Annotated in this window: 21 protein-coding genes and 1 other RNA gene; 13 read left to right on the plus strand and 9 right to left on the minus strand. The window is 73.4% G+C overall.

The annotated features are described in order from the left end of the window. Positions 1 to 13 precede the first annotated feature (13 nt). The 5 genes from KDN32_RS12475 (at position 14) to panB (ending at position 4,369) form a co-directional block, all read left to right on the plus strand. A complete protein-coding gene (locus KDN32_RS12475; RefSeq protein ID WP_211732599.1) occupies positions 14 to 538 on the plus strand; it encodes a hypothetical protein in 525 nt (174 codons plus the stop codon). Next, positions 535 to 864, plus strand: coding sequence for a hypothetical protein (locus KDN32_RS12480; protein WP_211732600.1), 330 nt, complete (start codon positions 535 to 537; stop codon positions 862 to 864). The genes KDN32_RS12475 and KDN32_RS12480 overlap by 4 nt, the downstream gene beginning before the upstream one ends. Then, positions 861 to 2,867, plus strand: a complete 2,007-nt coding sequence (locus tag KDN32_RS23345) for an alpha/beta hydrolase (RefSeq protein WP_211732601.1) — start codon at positions 861 to 863, stop codon at positions 2,865 to 2,867. The genes KDN32_RS12480 and KDN32_RS23345 overlap by 4 nt, the downstream gene beginning before the upstream one ends. Before the next feature lie 23 nt (positions 2,868 to 2,890). Next, positions 2,891 to 3,397, plus strand: coding sequence for a hypothetical protein (locus KDN32_RS12490; protein ID WP_211732602.1), 507 nt, complete (start codon positions 2,891 to 2,893; stop codon positions 3,395 to 3,397). Between the two features lie 102 nt (positions 3,398 to 3,499). Further along, positions 3,500 to 4,369: a 3-methyl-2-oxobutanoate hydroxymethyltransferase gene (panB, locus tag KDN32_RS12495; protein ID WP_211732603.1), complete on the plus strand. Its 870-nt coding sequence runs from the start codon at positions 3,500 to 3,502 to the stop codon at positions 4,367 to 4,369. A gap of 10 nt (positions 4,370 to 4,379) precedes the next feature. On the opposite strand, the gene KDN32_RS12500 is transcribed toward panB, so the two are convergent. Continuing rightward, a complete protein-coding gene (locus KDN32_RS12500) occupies positions 4,380 to 4,604 on the minus strand; it encodes a hypothetical protein (protein WP_211732604.1) in 225 nt (74 codons plus the stop codon). On the opposite strand from KDN32_RS12500, the gene map reads away from it, so the two are divergent. The 5 genes from map (at position 4,603) to KDN32_RS12525 (ending at position 7,760) form a co-directional block, all read left to right on the plus strand. Further along, complete coding sequence (map, locus tag KDN32_RS12505) at positions 4,603 to 5,475, plus strand: type I methionyl aminopeptidase (RefSeq protein WP_211732605.1); 873 nt, start codon at positions 4,603 to 4,605, stop codon at positions 5,473 to 5,475. The two genes, KDN32_RS12500 and map, sit on opposite strands and share 2 nt — an antisense overlap. A 22-nt stretch (positions 5,476 to 5,497) precedes the next feature. Next, an RNA gene (rnpB, locus tag KDN32_RS12510) (RNase P RNA component class A) lies at positions 5,498 to 5,873 on the plus strand. A 594-nt stretch (positions 5,874 to 6,467) separates the two neighbouring features. Next, positions 6,468 to 6,842: a hypothetical protein gene (locus KDN32_RS12515; RefSeq protein ID WP_211732606.1), complete on the plus strand. Its 375-nt coding sequence runs from the start codon at positions 6,468 to 6,470 to the stop codon at positions 6,840 to 6,842. A gap of 124 nt (positions 6,843 to 6,966) precedes the next feature. Next, positions 6,967 to 7,497, plus strand: a complete 531-nt coding sequence (locus tag KDN32_RS12520) for a flavin reductase family protein (protein WP_211732607.1) — start codon at positions 6,967 to 6,969, stop codon at positions 7,495 to 7,497. A 26-nt stretch (positions 7,498 to 7,523) separates the two neighbouring features. Next, positions 7,524 to 7,760 (plus strand): hypothetical protein, encoded by a 237-nt coding sequence (locus KDN32_RS12525; RefSeq protein WP_211732608.1) that lies wholly within the window; start codon positions 7,524 to 7,526, stop codon positions 7,758 to 7,760. On the opposite strand, the gene KDN32_RS12530 is transcribed toward KDN32_RS12525, so the two are convergent. Continuing rightward, on the minus strand, positions 7,732 to 8,103 hold the full coding sequence (locus KDN32_RS12530; protein WP_211732609.1) for a hypothetical protein: 372 nt from the start codon (positions 8,101 to 8,103) through the stop codon (positions 7,732 to 7,734). The two genes, KDN32_RS12525 and KDN32_RS12530, sit on opposite strands and share 29 nt — an antisense overlap. 162 nt (positions 8,104 to 8,265) lie before the next feature. Here KDN32_RS12530 and KDN32_RS12535 point away from each other — a divergent pair, with 162 nt between their 5' ends. Together KDN32_RS12535 and KDN32_RS12540 are read left to right on the plus strand one after the other, a co-directional pair. Next, on the plus strand, positions 8,266 to 8,931 hold the full coding sequence (locus tag KDN32_RS12535; RefSeq protein WP_211732610.1) for a hypothetical protein: 666 nt from the start codon (positions 8,266 to 8,268) through the stop codon (positions 8,929 to 8,931). 164 nt (positions 8,932 to 9,095) lie between these two features. Next, positions 9,096 to 9,596, plus strand: coding sequence for a sigma factor (locus KDN32_RS12540; protein ID WP_211732611.1), 501 nt, complete (start codon positions 9,096 to 9,098; stop codon positions 9,594 to 9,596). Between the two features lie 12 nt (positions 9,597 to 9,608). On the opposite strand, the gene KDN32_RS12545 is transcribed toward KDN32_RS12540, so the two are convergent. The 5 genes from KDN32_RS12545 to KDN32_RS12565 all read right to left on the minus strand — a co-directional run bounded on the left by KDN32_RS12545 (position 9,609) and on the right by KDN32_RS12565 (position 14,530). Further along, on the minus strand, positions 9,609 to 10,469 hold the full coding sequence (locus KDN32_RS12545; RefSeq protein WP_211732612.1) for a serine/threonine-protein kinase: 861 nt from the start codon (positions 10,467 to 10,469) through the stop codon (positions 9,609 to 9,611). Continuing rightward, positions 10,466 to 12,280, minus strand: coding sequence for an ABC transporter ATP-binding protein (locus tag KDN32_RS12550; protein WP_211732613.1), 1,815 nt, complete (start codon positions 12,278 to 12,280; stop codon positions 10,466 to 10,468). Before KDN32_RS12550 ends, KDN32_RS12545 begins: the two co-directional genes overlap by 4 nt. Positions 12,281 to 12,366: 86 nt before the next feature. Next, positions 12,367 to 12,504: a hypothetical protein gene (locus KDN32_RS12555; protein ID WP_211732614.1), complete on the minus strand. Its 138-nt coding sequence runs from the start codon at positions 12,502 to 12,504 to the stop codon at positions 12,367 to 12,369. A gap of 75 nt (positions 12,505 to 12,579) precedes the next feature. After that, positions 12,580 to 12,858: a dihydrofolate reductase family protein gene (locus KDN32_RS22480; RefSeq protein WP_307854048.1), complete on the minus strand. Its 279-nt coding sequence runs from the start codon at positions 12,856 to 12,858 to the stop codon at positions 12,580 to 12,582. A 202-nt stretch (positions 12,859 to 13,060) separates the two neighbouring features. After that, complete coding sequence (locus KDN32_RS12565) at positions 13,061 to 14,530, minus strand: RNB domain-containing ribonuclease (RefSeq protein ID WP_211732616.1); 1,470 nt, start codon at positions 14,528 to 14,530, stop codon at positions 13,061 to 13,063. A 110-nt stretch (positions 14,531 to 14,640) separates the two neighbouring features. Here KDN32_RS12565 and yaaA point away from each other — a divergent pair, with 110 nt between their 5' ends. After that, a complete protein-coding gene (yaaA, locus tag KDN32_RS12570) occupies positions 14,641 to 15,420 on the plus strand; it encodes a peroxide stress protein YaaA (RefSeq protein WP_211732617.1) in 780 nt (259 codons plus the stop codon). 248 nt (positions 15,421 to 15,668) lie between these two features. On the opposite strand, the gene KDN32_RS12575 is transcribed toward yaaA, so the two are convergent. After that, a complete protein-coding gene (locus tag KDN32_RS12575; RefSeq protein WP_307854049.1) occupies positions 15,669 to 16,760 on the minus strand; it encodes an FUSC family protein in 1,092 nt (363 codons plus the stop codon). Between the two features lie 14 nt (positions 16,761 to 16,774). After that, complete coding sequence (locus KDN32_RS12580) at positions 16,775 to 17,515, minus strand: zinc ribbon domain-containing protein (RefSeq protein ID WP_211732618.1); 741 nt, start codon at positions 17,513 to 17,515, stop codon at positions 16,775 to 16,777. Positions 17,516 to 17,519: the final 4 nt, after the last annotated feature.

Below are 17,519 nucleotides of genomic sequence, written 5' to 3' on the forward strand. Positions count from 1 at the left end.
GTAGAAGGACTCCATGGCGCCCCCTCCCGACGAGCCCGACCGGCCGCGCCGGCCCGACGCCGCGATGGCCGACCCCATGCTGCGGGTGCTGCGCGAGCGGCACCCGGAGGTCGACGTGGTGGTGCTCCCCCGCAACGAGCCGGCCCCCGCGGTCCCGACCCTCGACGCCGGCGCGCGCGACACCCTGGCGGCGGACGTCGAGGCCTCGCTCGACGGCCTGCTCGCGCGGGTGGTCACCGTCGCCGCGCCGATCGGGCGCGACGGTGGCTGGCACACCGACGAGTGGGGCCAGCAGTGGTACGAGTCGGTCGCCGTCGTCGGCCCCCTCGAGGAGGGGCTCAACGTCGCGCTCCTCCGCGCCACCGGACACGTCCTCGTCGGGCTCGGCTGGCAGGCCCGACCGGTCCCGGGCAGCCGCCCCCGCCTCGAGGCCCGCCGACGCGGCGGGCTGACCGCCACCGCGGCGGTCCGACCCGACGCGCTCGTCGTCAAGCTCCGCACCGTGCTGGTGCGCCCCGCCGCGGAGGCGGTCTCGTGACGCTCCAGGTGTGGACCGCGACCCTCGCGCAGGCGCGCACCGCGTGGGAGGAGCAGTCCGAGGCCCTCGACGGCCCCCGCAAGAACCTCGTCCAGGCCGACTCCGCGCTGCTCGGCGACGTCGTCGGCCCGGCGGCCGAGGCCTTCCTCACCACCTGGGAGCAGCGCACCAAGGTGCTGCGCGACCAGGCCTCCGCGCACGCCGACGCGCTGGCCGCGTCGATGTACGACTTCCTGGTCACCGACCGGGAGAGCGTGCAGGCGACCCAGCAGCTGCTGATGTGGTCCGACCGCGACACCCAGCCGATCGAGGCGGTGGGCCCGTGACGACGATCGCCGTCCCCGCCTGGCTGCCCCTCGAGCCCGAGCTCGCCGTCCAGGAGTCCGCCGGCGCGGTGCTGACCGACGTGCGCGCGGCCGCGACCGCCGTCAGCGACGTCGCGTCCTGGGCGCACGCCAACGGTGCTCCCGACGACTTCACGGGCGACGCCGCGGAGGCCGCCGCCCACGCCGCCACCCGGTTCGCCACCGACACCGACGCCGTCGGCGCCGCCCTCGAGCGCGGCGCGCTGGCGATCGACGCGTTCCTCACCGCCATGCGCACGCGACGCAGCGAGCACGCCGACCTGGTGGAGCGCCGCGGACACCTCAACGACGCGCGCGACGACCTGCTGCGCCGCATCGAGTCCGCCACCGAGGACCAGGTCGACGCGCTCCAGGCGGAGGCCGCGACCCTGCGCGGACGCGTCGACACCTACGTCGCGGACCTGCAGGCCTGGCGCGACCGCGTCGACGCCGACGAGCAGGCCGCCGTCCGTGCGCTGGCCGCCGTCGACGAGCTCGCCGAGGGCTTGGCTGCGGCCGCCGACCCCGGCCGTACCGACACCGACGCCCTGGCCAGCGAGCTGCGCCGCCTCGGCACCGACACCGACGCCGTCAACGCGTGGTGGCAGGGACTCAGCGAGGCCGAGCGCAACGCGCTGATCATCAGCGACCCCGACCTCGTCGGCAACACCAACGGCATCCCGACCGGCGACCGCGACGAGGCCAACACCTCCGCCGTGCAGCGCGACATCGAGTACCTCCTCGGCAAGCAGGCGTCCGGACACGAGCTCAGCGCGTCGGAGCAGCGCTGGCTGGAGAACGCGCAGTCGATCGAGAAGGCGGTCGCCAACGCCTCCTCGGTGGAGTACGCCGCGCTCGGCGTCGACGCGTTCGTGATGGCCTACCAGCCGCACGCCTTCGGCGGCGACGGGATCGCCGCGGTCGCCTACGGCAACCCCGACACCGCCGACCACACCGCGGTCTACGTGCCGGGCATCATGCAGGACGGCACGCTGATCGACGAGAACGGCAACCAGGCGCTCAACCTCTACGAGGAGACGCTCAACCAGATGGCCGGCGAGGACCCGCCTCGCGCCGGGTCGGTGTCGACCATTGCCTGGATCGGCTACGACTCCCCCAACTTCAACCCCGAGTCGAAGATGCCGTGGGACCTGGTCGACTCCGCCGGCGACGTGTCGCACACCGTCACCGAGGCCAACGCCCAGGCCGGCGGCGTCGCGCTGTCGCAGTTCGTCGACGGCCTCAACAGCACCCACACCGGCGGCGACCAGCCCCACCTGACCGTCATCGGCCACAGCTACGGCTCGACCACGTCGGCCTACGCCGCGGCCGGCGGGATGGACGCCGACAGCCTGGTGCTGATCGGCAGCCCCGGCGCCAGCGAGGGCGTCCACCACGCGTCCGACCTCAACATGCCCGAGGGCCAGGTCTTCGTGGGCGCCGCCGACAACGACCCCGTGTCGTGGATCGGCGGCGAGGACGGCCTCTTCCCCGGGTCGTGGGACGACAGCCTCGGCCTCGGTGCCGACCCCGCCCAGCACGACTTCGGCGCCACCGTCTTCGCCGTCGACAACGGCGAGGAGTTCCACGGGCCCGGCGGGCTGGTCGAGACCGGCTTCATGGAGAACCACGTCAACTACTTCGACGACAAGAGCCCGACCCACGACAACGCGGCGCTGGTCAACATGGCCAACGTCGTCTCCGGCAACTCCGACGCGGTCGTCGACACCGGCGGCCGCACCCAGGAGGCGCACGACTACCTCTACGACTGGGCGGGCAACGAGGTGCAGCACCACGTCGTCGACCCGGTCGTCGACGGCGTCACCCACACCTACGAGCAGGTCCGCGACGGCGCCGTGCAGACCTACGAGCAGGTCCGCGACGGGGCGGTCCAGACCTACGAGGACGTCCGCGACGGCGTCGGCCGTGCGGTCGACGGGGCGCGCGACGCGTGGGACTCGGTGTGGCCGGACCACTGGCCGTGAGCCGGCGCACTAGCGTGGGCCGCATGCGCCTGAGCACCGTCCTCGCCCTGGTCGGCCTCGCCGTGGCCACGTCGGCCTGCAGCACCGGCGGCGCCGGCTCCGACGACGTCTCCGCCCGCGACCGGGAGAAGCAGGCGGTCGACCTGGTGACCGAGGCGCTCCCCGTCGTCCGTGACGCGATGGGCGCCAGCAGCCTCGAGGTCGAGGGCGGCTGGGGCTCGTGCCCCGGCGGGGTCGGCCACGTCTACACCGGCGGCGGCACCCTCGTCGCCCCGAAGGGGCAGGTCGCCGAGCAGGTGCAGGCCGCCCGGACCGCGCTGGGCGACGCCGGCTTCGACAACGTCAGCGACGCCGACGACTTCCTCGGCGTCACCCGCGACGAGGTCGAGCTCAGCCTCCAGCCCTCGCCCGCGCGCGGCGAGGGTGCCTGGTCGGTGACCTTCAAGGGGCCGTGCAAGCGCTACTCCGGCGACGACCAGGACTACGTCGACGCGCAAGGACTGGAGCCCGCGCGCACGCTCGTGGAGTGATCGTGTGAGCCTCGACACAGGCGGCTACCACCGGGTTCGGCACTAGCCTGACGAGTGGTCCGTGGACTCCACCGGGGAGCTGCGAGATGACGAGAGGTGCCCATGTCCGAGAAGCCCGAGAAGCCCGAGGAGACCGCCCCGTACGGCTCCGGCCCCGCTGCCCCGCAGGCCGCACCCGCGAAGCGCGTGCGCACCCACCACCTGCGCGAGATGAAGGAGCGCGGCGAGAAGATCACCATGCTCACGGCCTACGACATGTACACGGCCGCGACCTTCGACGAGGCGGGCATCGACCTGCTGCTCGTCGGTGACTCCGCCTCCAACAACGTGCTGGGCAACGAGACGTCGCTGCCGATCACCGTCGACGAGCTGCTGCCGCTCACCCGCGCGGTGTCCCGGTCGGTGAAGCGCGCGATGGTCGTCGGCGACCTGCCGTTCGGCAGCTACCAGGCCTCGCCCGAGCAGGGCTACCTCACGGCCGTCCGCTTCATGAAGGAGGCCGGCGCCCACTGCGTCAAGCTCGAGGGCGGCGCCGAGATGGCGCCGGTCATCGAGAAGTGCACCCGGGGCGGCATCCCGGTGATGGCCCACATCGGCTTCACCCCGCAGAGCGAGCACACGCTCGGCGGCTACCGCGTCCAGGGGCGTGGCGACGCCAGCGACCGGGTCATCGCCGACGCCCGCGCCGTGCAGGACGCCGGCGCCTTCGCGGTCGTCATGGAGATGGTCCCCGGCGACGTGGCGGAGCGGATCAGCAAGGAGCTGACCATCCCTACCATCGGCATCGGCGCCGGTGCGGGCTGCGACGGGCAGGTGCTGGTCTGGCAGGACGCCTTCGGCCTGCGCACCGGCCGGATGGCGCGCTTCGTCAAGCAGTACGCCGACGTCCACCAGGTGCTGCTCGACGCGGCCCGGGCCTACGCCGACGACGTGCGGGGCGGGACCTTCCCCGGCCCCGAGCACACGTTCTGACGCGAGCCGGTCAGCTGTCCGGCGTGCCGTCGGTGAGGCCGTCGCCCGACCCCGGGCCGTCGTCGTTCCACTTCGGGTCGTTGTCCCAGTCCTCGTTGCGCTCCTGCACCTTCTCCAGGGCGCGGGAGGCCTCGTCGGCCGACGCGTAGGGGCCGAGGCGGTCGGCGTTCTTGCAGCCGTCGCGCCCCTCGACCGTGTGGTGGGTCAGGCAGAACCAGTATTCGTTCTCGCTCATGCGGCGAAACTACACTCGCGCCGTGTCTGCCGTAGCCCCTGCCGCCATCTCGCCACGCCGTGCCGTCCCCGCCTCGATCGTCCGTCCCGAGTACGTCGACCGCGAGGCTCCTGAGCGGTTCACCGGCGAGGAGGTCAAGGACGCCGAGACGATCGAGAAGATGCGCGTCGCCGGCCGGCTCGCTGCTCAGGCCCGCGAGCTGGTCGGACAGCACGTGGTCCCCGGCGTGACCACCGACGAGCTCGACCGGGTCGGCCACGAGTTCCTGTGCGACCACGGCGCGTACCCCTCCACGCTCGGCTACCGCGGCTTCCCGAAGTCGCTGTGCTCGAGCGTCAACGAGGTGATCTGCCACGGCATCCCCGACGCGCGCGTGGTCGAGGACGGCGACATCGTCAACATCGACATCACCGCCTTCCTCGACGGCGTCCACGGCGACACCAACGCCACGTTCCTCGCCGGCGACGTCGACGAGGAGTCGCGCCTGCTCGTCGAGCGGACCAGGGAGTCGCTCGACCGGGCGATCAAGGCCGTCAAGCCGGGCCGGCGGGTCAACGTCATCGGCCGGGTGATCGAGGCGTACGCCAAGCGGTTCGGCTACGGCGTGGTGCGCGACTTCACCGGCCACGGCATCGGCACCGCGTTCCACTCTGGCTTGATCATCCCGCACTACGACGACGAGCGCTTCGACGACGAGATCCGCGTCGGGATGACCTTCACCATCGAGCCGATGCTCAACCTCGGCACCCCCGACTACGACATGTGGGACGACGGCTGGACCGTCGTGACCAAGGACCGCCGCCGCTCCGCGCAGTTCGAGCACACCCTGCTCGTCACCGAGACCGGCGCCGAGGTGCTCACCCACCCCTGAGGCCCCTAGACTCCTCGCCGAGTGGGTCGGCCGGGCGGCCGCGGCGCGTCACCTCCGGGTGGCGGGTCGAGGAAGGTCCGGGCTCCACAGGGCAGGGTGGTGGCCAACAGCCACCCGGGGAAACCCGCGGGATCAGTGCCACAGAGAACAGACCGCCACGCTCGGCTCCGGCCGGGCGCGGCAAGGGTGAAACGGTGGTGCAAGAGACCACCAGTGCGCCGGGCGACCGGCGCAGCTAGGCAAACCCCACCCGGAGCAAGATCAGACAGGATGCGTCCGAGGGCGGCCCGCCCGAGCATCCGGGTAGATCGCACCAGGCGGCCGGCAACGGTCGTCGCAGATGGATGGTCGCCCCCGCAGCAGCGGGACAGAACCCGGCCTACAGGCCGGCCCACTCCTCACCGGCCTCTTCGGTGGTTGAGGTCCTCCCCGCGACTCGGTGGTTGAGGTCCTCCCCGCGACTCGGTGGTTGAGGTGCTCCCCGCGACTCGGTGGTTGAGGTGCTCCCGCGACTCGGTGGTTGAAGTGCTCCCCGCGACTCGGTGGTTGAGGTGCGAGCGCAGCGAGCCTCGAAACCACTGCTCGAGCACGAGACCCAGGACCGCTCGCGATGGCACGCCCGGGCGGTCCGGGTGTCCCCCCAAGAACAGAGGCGCACGTGCGGCGGATGAGGCCCCGCCCGAGCGAGGACGCGGGCGCGAACCACCGCACGTGCGGCGGACGTACGTCATCGCCGTACACGTGTCCGTGTACGTGCCCTCGACGTGATGGGCGGAGGGCGACAGGTCGGACACGTGTGCCCGAACAGGCAGCTGCGAACATCCGGATCTGCCGATCACAGTGTGCCCTCACGACTCGCTGCGCACTGGGTGACCGATTGGCCGCTCGGGCGAGACGCCCCTCGGGGTGTCATGCTCCCTCCAGGCGCAGAGCCTGCTGGGATGGGGCGTGTGTACGTTCGGTTCCAGTCCCCCGTGCCAGGCAGACGAGGCGTGCACATCGGAGTGTTCGGGCTGACCAACCGCCTCGGCCGAGCGGGCGAGCTCAGCGAGGACGAGCACCGTGACTGGCGCGCCGGCAACGACTGGTTCAACGCTGCCTACCCGAACCCCAGCGACACCGATCCTGCCGTCTACGACGACCGCGTGCACCCGCTGGCAACCGCGTGGTTCAAGGAGTCGGCCACCCACCTGCTGAGTCGGGTGCCGCGATACCTGGAGATCCTCGAGCAGCATGGTGTTCCATGCGTGCGGGTGGAGTCGGAGGACCCGGGCCGAGTCGTCTACGAGGACGACGTACAGGTCGTGGTCGTGCCGCACGACCCCTCGGCAGCCACGTCCCACCACCCCTCGCAGCAGTCGACCTGACGTCTGGACGTGCCGCGTCGAGGGGTGTGTCGCTCGCTCGCGAGCTGGCCGCAACCGCGGCCCACTCCCCTCGCGTCGCCCCCGGTTCGACCTCAGGTGCACGTGAACACCTACCGTCATGGTCGTGAGCACACGGGACGAGGGCGGGTCGGGCGTGTCCGACGACTTCAAGAAGGCCTTCCGGCACCACCCCGCGGGCGTGGCACTGCTGGTCACGCTGCACGACGGGGTGCCGCACGGCCTGGCAGCCTCGAGCGTCGCCTCGGTGAGCGCGGATCCTCCGATGCTCTCCTTCTCCGTGACCAGGACGGGGGCATCCGCACGCGCACTGGTGGCGGCCGAGGAAGTGAGCGTCGTGCTGCTGGGCGAGCACCAGGCGCGCCTGGCGGTCGACTTCGCGACGCGCGGAGCACCGCGGTTCACCCGCGAGCAGGGCTGGCACCGCAGCAGATCGGTCCTCGAGCTCGACGGTGCGCCTCTCACGCTGCACACCCGGACGACCTGCGTCGTGCCGGCCGGAGCGTCGTGGCTGGTGCTGGCCGAGGTGACCCGGATCCACCACGGCGAGCCCGCCGCGCCGCTGGTCTACCACGACCGCACCTACCGGACGCTCGGTCCGCCACCTGTCGCGGAGCAGGACCTTCACCGGACCTGATCGAACACACGTTCTAACCTTGGCGGATGCCGCGCACCCCGCCCTTCCACGTGTGGGTCGACCTGACCGGCACGTGGCGAGGCGCCGCACCGGGGGTGCTGCTCGCGTGGCGGCACACCGACCGGCGGGGCTGGGAGGCGTGGGTGGTGCGGGTCGAGTCGTACTCCACGGGCCGGGGCGCGGAGGTGCAGCTGGTCCAGGCGTGGGTGCCGGCGGCGCTGGTGCGCCCCGCGGTCAGCGACCCTGGCCGAGCTCGCGCTTGAGCTTCTCGCTCTGCTCGCGGAGCCGCTCGTGGGAGGCCGCGGCCTCCTCGCGTAGCTGGGCGACACGGGTGTTGAAGCCGTCGAGGAACGAGCGGACCGACCGCGGGTCGATGCGGTCGAACTCGCCGGAGAGCTGGATGTGGTCCTGCTGAAGGCTGAAGCCGGTGTCGCGGAACTCCTGCCGGAAGACCCGGTCCTCGAAGTCGTCGACCTCGCGGTTGAAGTAGACGACGACCTTGTAGGGATCGCCGGACTGGTAGTCGTCGCGCGTGTGGACGCCTACGTCCTCGACGGCGAGCGGCTCGATCCCGCCCACGCGGGTCGATCGACGAAGACTGGGCATGGCTCCCCCTCAGGTCTCGATCCCTGCTCCGACGATAGACCCCGGCGACCGCGAGCGGAGCCCGATCGCTCCGGCCGACGGGCCCGGGGCTCCCAGCATTTGGTGATGCAGGTGGCATGCCCCGACCCCTAGCCTCCGGGACACCCGACCCAGGAGGCTCCCGTGCGCCGACCGCTGACCGCTGCCCTGTCCCTGCTGCTCGCCTCCGGCGTCGGGCTGACGTCGCTCGACGCGGCGAGCGCTGACACCCCGGTGCTCGAGAAGCCGAAGCCGACGACGAAGGTCGTGACCGCGCCGGTGGACATCTGGAAGGCCTCGGCCGCACAGACGCCCGGCGGCCCGGTCGACTACTGCGCCGTGACGGTCTTCGCGGTGTTCCCCGAGGTCGCCGGCTTCACGGCGACGACGGCGGACTACGTCATCACCATCCCCGGGGCTGCGCCGAGTGCGAGGAGCGACGTCCTCGCGGCGCCCTTCGACGACCAGTTCCAGTGGGGTCCGCTGGCCCGCAGCGCTCCGACCGGTCAGCACCAAGCGGTCCTCGGCGGGCAACCCTTCGTGTGGAAGGCCGGCAGCGGCGACTGCGAGGCCGAGTACGCCAAGGCCGTCGCGTGGTACTCCCCCACCGTCACCATCACCTACGGGGCGAGCGGCAGGTGCGCGGCCGCGATCAACTCCTACAACGCCGCCGACCGCGCGGTGAAGCAGGCTCGCAAGCGGGTCGAGAAGGCACGGACCCCGGCCCAGACGGCCGCGGCCCGAGCCCAGCTCAGGTCCGCGAAGGCCACGCTCGTCAAGGCGAGGAAGAAGTACCAGAAGAAGTGCTGAGCACGCCCGCCCCTCCACCTCCCACCCGGAGGGATGGGCGCCGCGTGTGTGCGACCGGATCGCTGGCTAGCGTCGAGGTCATCGACCCGCACGGCCGCTGCCGGCGGGCGCCTCCCCTGACCCTGGAGATGCCGGTGACGCTGACGACTCCTCCCCTCGCTGCCGTGCCCGACGAGCCGGCCGAGGGCCTCGACCCGCTCGTGGCCAGGGTCGGCGCCGGCGACACCGCGGCACTGGCCGCGCTCTACGACGCGACCTCCGCGTCGGTGTTCGGCCTCGCGCTCAACGTCCTCGGCGACGAGGACCTGGCCGCGGACGTCACCGTGCAGACCTTCGCCGAGGTGTGGCGGGCCGCCCCGCACCTCACCCCGGACCACGGTCCCGCGGACGCGTGGATCGTGGCGACCGGCCACCGGCTCGCGGTCGCGCAGGTACGCACCGGTGGGAGCGCCGTGCCGGTCGGCCCGCACCTTGCGAACCCGCTGCTCGACGACCTCCCTGCGGACGAGCAGCACGCGATCCGCCTCACCTACTTCGGGGGTCGCACCTGTGCCGAGGTGGCTCGCAGGACCGGGACCGACGACCACGTCGTGGTCGGTCGGATCGGGTCCGCGCTGCGGGCGATCCGCCTGGCAGCCCGGCGGGGCGAGGCGGACGTCGCCTGACCGGACCGGCCGTCACGCGCGGTCGAGCACCGCGCCGAGGCCGTCGTGGACCCCGAGCATGCTCGGTCGCGCGCCGGGGTCGTCGGCCAGGCAGGCGTCGAGCAGGTCGACGAGGTCGCGCGGCAGCCGCGGTCGCAGCGCGGCGACCGACGGCGCGCCTCGCGTGAGCTGGAGGAAGTCGCCGCGGGCGAAGGCCGCCCGCTCGGCCGCGTCCTGCGGGGCGAACGGGCGTACGCCGGTGGCCGCCTCGTAGAGGGTGACCCCCAGGCCCCAGGCATCGGCCGCCGTGGTCACTTGGCCTCCGCGGGCCTGCTCGGGCGAGAGGAACTCCTGGGTCCCGAGGCCGCGGCGCACCGGTCCGGGCGCTCGGGTGATGCTGAGGTCGAGCAGGGTGGCGGTCCCGCCCTCGCCCATCACGTTGGCGGGCCGGACGTCGAGGTGCACGTAGCCGCGTCCGTGCAGGTAGTGCAGCGCCGAGGCGAGCTGCTGGCCGAGGTGGCACAGGTCGGCGACCGGCAGGCGCCGACGTCGCTCGTCGACGATCTCCTCCAGGGTCATCCCGACGTGGGTCTCGAGCACGACGACGGGCGCGTGCACGCCCTCGACGGTCTCGAAGGCGCGGGCGAGGTGCGGGTGGGCGAGCTCCTTGAGCAGCCAGCCCTCCTGCAGCAGGCGGTGCCGCACGCGCGACACGTCGGCGCGGTCCGGGCGGATCGTCTTGGCGACGCAGCTGCACAGCCGCTCCAGCGACCACACCTCGTAGACGTCGAGGGCGGAGCCGCGCGAGAGCAGCTCGACGACCTCGTAGCCGGGCGCGATCAGCTCCCCCGGGGCCAGCACCTCGGGCTCGGTCGCGGTGGCTGCGTGGATCATGCCGCCCCCACCTCCGCCCCGTCGTGCGCCCCGGCTTCCTCGTCGGTGCCCATCGCGCGCTGCGCGTGCCACAGGCCGGCGTACGTCCCGCCGGCCGCGAGCAGCTCGGCGTGGGTGCCGCGCTCGACGACGCGACCCGCGTCCATGACCAGGATCGTCGTGGCGTGGCGGACGGCACCGAGGCTGTGGGACACCACGACCGTGGTGCGGCCCGTCATCAGCCGCCGGAGCGGGCCGGCGACCCGCTGCTCCGACAGGGCGTCGAGGCCGGTGGTGGGTTCGTCGAGCAGGAGCACCGGCGCGTCGCGCAGCAGCGCCCGGGCGATCGCCACCCGCTGCGCCTGCCCGCCCGACAGCCGGCGGCCCCGCTCCCCCACCGGCGTGTCGTAGCCCTGGGGCATCGCGACGACGAAGTCGTGCGCGTCGGCCGCGCGGGCCGCCTCCTCGACCTCCGCCGTGGTGGCGTGCGGCCGCCCGAAGGCGATGTTGTCGCGGACGGTGCCGTCGACCAGCAGCGTCTCCTGCAGCACCACGGCCACGGCGTCGCGCACGGACGCGCGGGTCAGGTCGCGCAGGTCGTGACCGCCCATCCGGACGGAGCCGTCGTCGGGGTCGAGGCTGCGCATGAGCAGCCCGGCGAGGGTCGACTTGCCGGCGCCGCTCGCGCCGACGACGGCGACCACGTCGCCCGGCCGCGCGGTGAACGACAGGTCCTGCACGGCGGGCTCGGCTGCTCCGGGATAGGTGTAGGACACGGACTCGAAGGTGAGGTCGCCCGCGCCACCCGCGAGCGCGACGGCCCCGGGCCGGTCCGACGGGAGCGTCGGCTCGTCGAGGAGCTCGACGACGCGCTCGGCGCCGGCCGCGGCGGAGAACGCCGTGGTGACCGCGCTGCCCAGGCCGCGGGCCGGCCCGTAGAGCCGGCTGAGGAAGGTGAGGAAGGCGAGCAGGCCGCCGACGCTGAGCCGGTCCTGTGCGAGCAGCCAGGCGCCGGTGCCGATGACGACCAGCGCGCCGGCGAGCTCGATCAGGTCGAGGGTCGGGACGTAGACCGAGCGCAGCCGCGCGGACGCCATCTCCGCGCGGTACTTCGCCTCGGCCTCGCCGGCGTAGCGCGCGACCTCGCGCTCGCCCTGGTCGTAGGCCTGCACCAGCGGCAGCGTGCTCAGTGTCTGCTCCAGCGACGCGCTGAGGGCGCCCGAGCGGCGCTGGCGCTCGCGCGAGATCTCCTTGAGCCGGCGGGCGAACCAGCGCGAGGTCACCCAGAACAGGGGCGTGACCACCAGTGCGACGAGCGCGAGGAGCGGCTGGAGCAGCACGAGCGCGACGGAGAAGAAGACCAGCTGGAGCAGTGACGACACCGCCCGGCTGGTCCCCGACACGAGGAACGCCTCGATCGCCGAGACGTCGCCCGACACCCGGCTCATCACGTCGCCGAGGCGATGTCGGCCGAGGAACTCCAGGGGCACGCGCTGCAGGTGGTCGAGCAGCGCGGTGCGCAGGTCGACCACGAAGCGCTGGCTGAGCCAGGTCGACAGCATCCGGTCGGCGCCGTCGCACGCCGCCTGCACGAGGGTCAGACCGACATAGGTCGCGGCGACCCACGGGAAGAGGCCGAAGTCGCGCGGCACGAGCACGTCGTCGACGACGACCTTGAACAGCCAGATCTCGACCGAGAGCAGCGCGGGGCTGACCGCGGCCAGCACGAGCGCCACCAGCATCCAGCCGCGGCGCGGCGCGGCGTAGGGCCAGAAGCGGCGCAGCACCTCGCGCACCGGGAGACCCGGGCGGGTGCGGTGCGTGCGGCTCATCGGGGCTCCGGTGCTCGTGGTCAGGGGGAAAGAAAGGGACCGGGGACGGGCGAGGGGTGGGGTCTCGCCCGTCCCCGGTGGCTCGGTCAGTGACCGGTCCGGGTGCTGGTGCCCGTGCTGGTACCGCCGTTGGTGCTGGTGCTGGTGTTGGTGCTGGTCGACATGCCGCTGCTGTTGCGGCCGCGTCCGCGACGCCGACGCGTCGAGTAGGCGCTGAATCCCATGACTCCTCCTCTCGTAGGTCTCTGGCCGGCCGGTCCGCTGGGGGGTTTCCGGTGGTCCGGCTGATGAGGAAGACGCTAGGCGCGCAGGGGTGCGGTCCGGCAGATGTCCGTTGGTACTAGGACCCCCGTACACCCCCGTCCGCGGCGCTCACGGGGCCCGACGAAGAACGGGGCCACGACGAGGTGCAGCTCGTCGGCCGCGGACGCGGTGAGGAACCGGGTGTGGACCTGCCCACCGCCCTCGACCATCAGCCGTCGTACGCCGCGGTCGAGCAGGTCGCCGCAGAGCCGGACCACGTCGACCTCCGGACCCGCGTCGACTATGGTCGCGACGTCGCCCAGCCGGCGCCGCACCCAGCCGGCGCCGCACCCACCGACGCCACCGCCCAGCCGAGGGGCCGACGCCGAGGGCGGAGAGGAGCAGGACGAGGCCGACCGCGCAGCAGAGCAGGCCACGACGCACCGCCACGTCCGACCTCCCGTCCGACCTCCCGTCCGGGGTCACGACCGGATCACCCGGCCACTGACGGGAGGACGGTGCGGACGCCCGGACGGTTCAGTCGTCGGCGGCGACCAGGCGGAACTCGACGGACCGGGTGGCCGGATCGGCCCGCACCAGCTCGACCGGGACCTCCTCGCCGAGCGGGAGCTCGCCGTCGCCCGAGACCGACGCCTCGACCGCGGGCTCCTGGATGGTCAGGTCGCCGCGGGAGGGGTCCTTCTCCTCGACGTCGACCACGACCGCGGTGAACCGCTCCCCCTCGCGCCCGGCCAGCAGCTCGGCCTCGCACAGGTCGACCACCGCGTTCTCGTACTGGTTGGCGCGCCGGCCGGACTCGCGCATCGTGTCGGGCAGGTCCGCCATCGCCTCGAGCACCCAGCCGGGCACGTCGGTGCCGGCGCAGAGGGCGACGCAGACCTCGCCGGCGAAGCGGTCCACCAGCCGGCGCAGCGGCGCGGTGACGTGCGCGTACTCCGAGGCGAGCGCGGAGTGCTCCGACTGCGCGGGCAGCTCGCCGTTGAACGTGACGTACGCGGCGCCGCGCAGCAGCCGGGTGCAGGCCACCACCATCGCGGCGTGGCTGGGCAGCGACGGGTCGAGCGAGCGGATGAAGTCGGGGTAGAGCTGCTCGGCCGGCCAGTCGATCCCCAGCGCGCGGGCGGTGCGGTGCAGCCGCTGGACGTCGCGGGGGTCGGCCGGCGGGAGCGTGCGCAGGATGCCGACGCGCGCGTAGACCATCAGCGACGCCGCGGCCATCCCGGTCAGTAGCGAGATCTGCGCGTTCCACGCCTCGACCGGCAGCTGCTGGCGGAACTCGAGCTCCCAGTGGCCGCCGGCGTCGACGAGCTCCTGCTCCGGCAGTGGCAGGGAGACCCCTCCGCGGGCGGCCTCGCGGGCGAGGCGCAGCTCGCCGACCTCCTTCAGCAGCCCGACCAGCTCGCTGGCCCGACCGGCGTCGAGGTCGGCCTGGACGGCGTCGTAGGCGAGCTTGGCGCGCGAGCGCACCCGCGCGCGGACCACGTCGACGTCGGTCCCCTCGCCGGTCTCGTCGACCTTGATCGTCCACAGCAGCGCCGGGCGCACCTCGTCGGGCAGGAGCGACGCCGCACCCTCGCTGAGCACCTTCGGGTGCAGCGGGACCTTGGAGTCGGCGCCGTAGAGCGTCTCGCCGCGGCGGCGAGCCTCGACGTCGACCGGGTCGCCCAGGGCGACGAACGCGGCGACGTCGGCGATCGCGTAGTGGACGACGTAGCCGCCCGGCACGTCGGGGTCGCGGGCGATGTGCATGGCCTGGTCGAGGTCGCGCGAGGACTCGGGGTCGAGCGTGACGAGCTCGATGTCGGTGCGGTCGAGGTCCGGCAGGCGCGGGGCTGCCGCCGCCTCGGCGGCCGCCCGCTCGACCGTCTCCGGGAAGTCGGGCGTCACCTTCATCTCCGCCTGGATCGCGGCGATGCCCTCGCGCATCTCCTGCGCCGTGGCGCTGCCCTCGCTCGCCCGGACCCTGACCACACGGTTGCTCGGCATACGACGACCCTAGTGGGGATCGACCAGCCCCGTTGGTCGAGGAGGTCGCGCAGCGACCGTCACGAGACCCGGCCCGGCCGGAGGTCGCGACCTCCTCCTACCCTGTGCCGGTGCTGATCCTGCTGCCGCCCAGCGAGGGCAAGACCGCTCCCCGCCGCGGGAAGGCCCTCGACCTCGACGCGCTCTCCTCGCCTGCCCTCACCCCCGCCCGGACCCGTCTGCTCGACGCGCTCGTGACCCTGTGCCGCGACGACCCCGAGCAGGCGGCGACGGTGCTCGGGCTGGGGCCGGCCCAGCTCGACCTGGTCGCGCGCAACGCCGACCTGGCGAGCGCCCCGACCGCGCGCGCCGACGCGATCTACACCGGTGTCCTCTACGACGCGCTCGACCCCGCCACCCTCTCTCCCGCCGCCCGCCGCCGCGCGACCAGTCGGCTCGCGGTGACCAGCGCGCTGTTCGGCATGGTCCGCCCGGGCGACCGGATCCCGGCCTACCGCCTCTCCGGCGACGCCGTCCTCCCCGGCGTGGGCTCCGTCGCCGGCGTGTGGCGCGAGAACCTCGGCGAGGCGGTGACCGACGCGATGCGCGGCGGCCTGCTCGTCGACCTCCGCTCCACGTCGTACGCCGCCTTCTGGCGCCCGCCCGCCGAGGTCGCCCGCCGCGTCGCGACCGTGCGCGTGCTGCACGAGTCGGGCGGGAAGCGGACCGTCGTCAGCCACTTCAACAAGGCCACCAAGGGCCGCATCGTCCGCGCGCTGCTCGAGGACGGCGCCGACCCCCGCACCCCGAAGGCCCTCGCCGACGCGCTGGTCCGCCTCGGCTGGTTCGTCGAGCTCGGCGAGCCGACGCCGAAGGGCACCCAGCTCGACGTGGTCGTGACCGAGGTCTGAGCGGGGGTACGCCCCGCCCGTCAACGGACGTACTCGAGCGGACCTATGGCCGCCTGACGCACGCCATAGCGTGCGCCCGGCGTCAACGAAGGTGTCCCAGTCCGCCAGGGACCGCCCCGCCCGTCAACGGACGCACTCGAGCGGACCTATGGCCGCCTGACGCACGCCATAGCGTGCGCCCAGCGTCAACGAAGGTGTCCCAGTCCACCATGGGCCGCCCCGGGCTCCGCCCGCAGGAGCGGAACGGCTCACCGCAGCGGGATCACGTCCGTCGCCTCGAGCGGGTCCATCCCGCAGAGCGCGAGCAGGTCGGCGATGATCGAGCGGACCTGGGCGAGGATCACCTCGGCCGAGAGGTCGTCGCTGTGCTCGACGGTCGCCGTCGCGCGCCCGAGCGTGACCAGGTCGTCGACGACCGCGACGGCCATCCGGTCGGCCACCAGCTCGTCGGCGACCCGCTCGGTGAGCCCGGCGAGGTCGCGCATCAGGGCGGCGTACGACGTCGGCACCGGCTCGCGGCGGTAGCACGCGACCGCCACCCGCCGGACCACGACGCGGGTGTTGCGCAGGGCCACGTCGAGCGGCTCGACCAGCTCGGCGAGCTGGCGCTGGTGCTGGCCGTGGCGGCGGCGGAAGGGCGAGGAGCTGACCACCGAGAGGCCCTCCTCGGACGCGGCCCGCAGCTCGGCGATCAGCACGTCGGTCGAGCGCGCGTCGCGCAGCGCCGCCAGCGCCATCTCGACGTCCCCGTCGCCGAGCCGGTCGGCCGACGAGCTGAGCAGCGAGGCGATCTTGCGGACCACGACGGCGGCCTGGTCACGCGGCTTGCGCAGCGGGGCCCGCGGCACCACGGTGGCGGCGACCAGCGCCACCGCGCCGCCGATGATCGCGTCCGTCCAGCGCAGGAACGCCGCGCCCGGCGCGGGCGCGAGGGCCGCGACCACGATGCCCTGCACGGCCGCCTGGATGACGAGCAGCTGTCCGGCGTCGAGCAGCAGCGCGATCGACATGCCCGCCGCCACGATCAGCACGATCTGCAGCCCGCCCGACCCGATGAGGTGCGTGGTCGCGTCACCGAGGAAGACGCCGAGCGCGACGCCGACGGTGACCTCCGCGACCCGGCGCTGGCGCTGGCCGTAGGACATGCCGAGCGACACCACGGCCGCGATCGGCGCGAAGAAGGGCAGCTGGTGGCCGAACACGTCGTGGGCCAGCCACCACGCGATGCCCGCGGCGATCGCGCACTGCCCGATCACCCACCCCTTGGCCCGCAGCCGGGCGACCCGGGCGCGCAGGGACGTACGACCGCGCGCGGCCATCACCTCCGCGTCGAGCCGCACGACCCTGCCTGCTCTCAGAGTCCCGACTCGTCGGTGCGCACCAGGATGCGCTGGCACTCCTCGCAGCGGACCACCTCGTCCGCCGGGGTGGACCGGATCCGGGAGAGCTCGGCGGCGTCGAGGGTCAGCTGGCAGCCGCCGCACTGGCGTGCGCGCAGCAGGGCCGCGCCGATCCCCTTCTGCTCGCGGAGCCGCTCGTAGAGGGCCAGCAGGTCGTCGGGCACGCCGTCGGTGGCCGGCCCGCGGGACGCGGTCACCTCGGCGATCTCGGCGTCGGCCGCGGCCTGCTTCTCGTCGCGGGCGGCGACCAGCTCGGCCAGGCGGCGGTCGAGGTCGTCGGCGCGGATGCCGAGGCCGTCGAGCACCTGCTGCGCCTGCTCCAGCGCCTCCATCACCTCGAGCTCGGCGTCCTCGAGGGTGCCGATGCGCCGCTCGAGGGACACCAGCTCGTGCTGCATCCGCTCGAGGTCCTTGGGGTTGGTGATCTGCCCGGCGTCCATCCGGCTGCGGTCGCGCTCGCGGCGCGCCTTGACCTGCTCGACCTCGCGGTCGGCCCTGGCCTGCTCGACGGTCAGGTCGTCGACCACGATCCGCGCGTCACGGACCTGGTCGGTGAGGCCGGTGCGCTCCTGCTCCAGCGCGGCGATCTCGGCCAGCTCGGGCAGGTGGGAGCGCTGGTGGCGCAGCTGCGCGAGCCGGCGGTCGAGCTCGGCGATGTCGAGCAGCCGGAGCTGCTGGGTGGGATCTGCCTTCAACGAC

The sequence above is a fragment of the Nocardioides palaemonis genome (genome assembly GCF_018275325.1).
In the GTDB taxonomy this organism is placed as follows: Bacteria; Actinomycetota; Actinomycetes; order Propionibacteriales; family Nocardioidaceae; genus Nocardioides; species Nocardioides palaemonis.

Excerpts from the sequence above, each read along its gene's own strand:
- KDN32_RS12475 (WP_211732599.1), top strand. The coding sequence starts at position 14 with ATGGCGCCCCCTCCCGACGAGCCCGACCGGCCGCGCCGGCCCGACGCC.
- KDN32_RS12490 (WP_211732602.1), top strand. The coding sequence starts at position 2,891 with ATGCGCCTGAGCACCGTCCTCGCCCTGGTCGGCCTCGCCGTGGCCACG.
- panB (WP_211732603.1), top strand. The coding sequence starts at position 3,500 with ATGTCCGAGAAGCCCGAGAAGCCCGAGGAGACCGCCCCGTACGGCTCC.
- map (WP_211732605.1), top strand. The coding sequence starts at position 4,603 with ATGCGGCGAAACTACACTCGCGCCGTGTCTGCCGTAGCCCCTGCCGCC.
- KDN32_RS12500 (WP_211732604.1), bottom strand. The coding sequence starts at position 4,604 with ATGAGCGAGAACGAATACTGGTTCTGCCTGACCCACCACACGGTCGAG.
- KDN32_RS12525 (WP_211732608.1), top strand. The coding sequence starts at position 7,524 with ATGCCGCGCACCCCGCCCTTCCACGTGTGGGTCGACCTGACCGGCACG.
- KDN32_RS12530 (WP_211732609.1), bottom strand. The coding sequence starts at position 8,103 with ATGCCCAGTCTTCGTCGATCGACCCGCGTGGGCGGGATCGAGCCGCTC.
- KDN32_RS12545 (WP_211732612.1), bottom strand. The coding sequence starts at position 10,469 with ATGATCCACGCAGCCACCGCGACCGAGCCCGAGGTGCTGGCCCCGGGG.
- KDN32_RS12550 (WP_211732613.1), bottom strand. The coding sequence starts at position 12,280 with ATGAGCCGCACGCACCGCACCCGCCCGGGTCTCCCGGTGCGCGAGGTG.
- KDN32_RS12555 (WP_211732614.1), bottom strand. The coding sequence starts at position 12,504 with ATGGGATTCAGCGCCTACTCGACGCGTCGGCGTCGCGGACGCGGCCGC.
- KDN32_RS12565 (WP_211732616.1), bottom strand. The coding sequence starts at position 14,530 with ATGCCGAGCAACCGTGTGGTCAGGGTCCGGGCGAGCGAGGGCAGCGCC.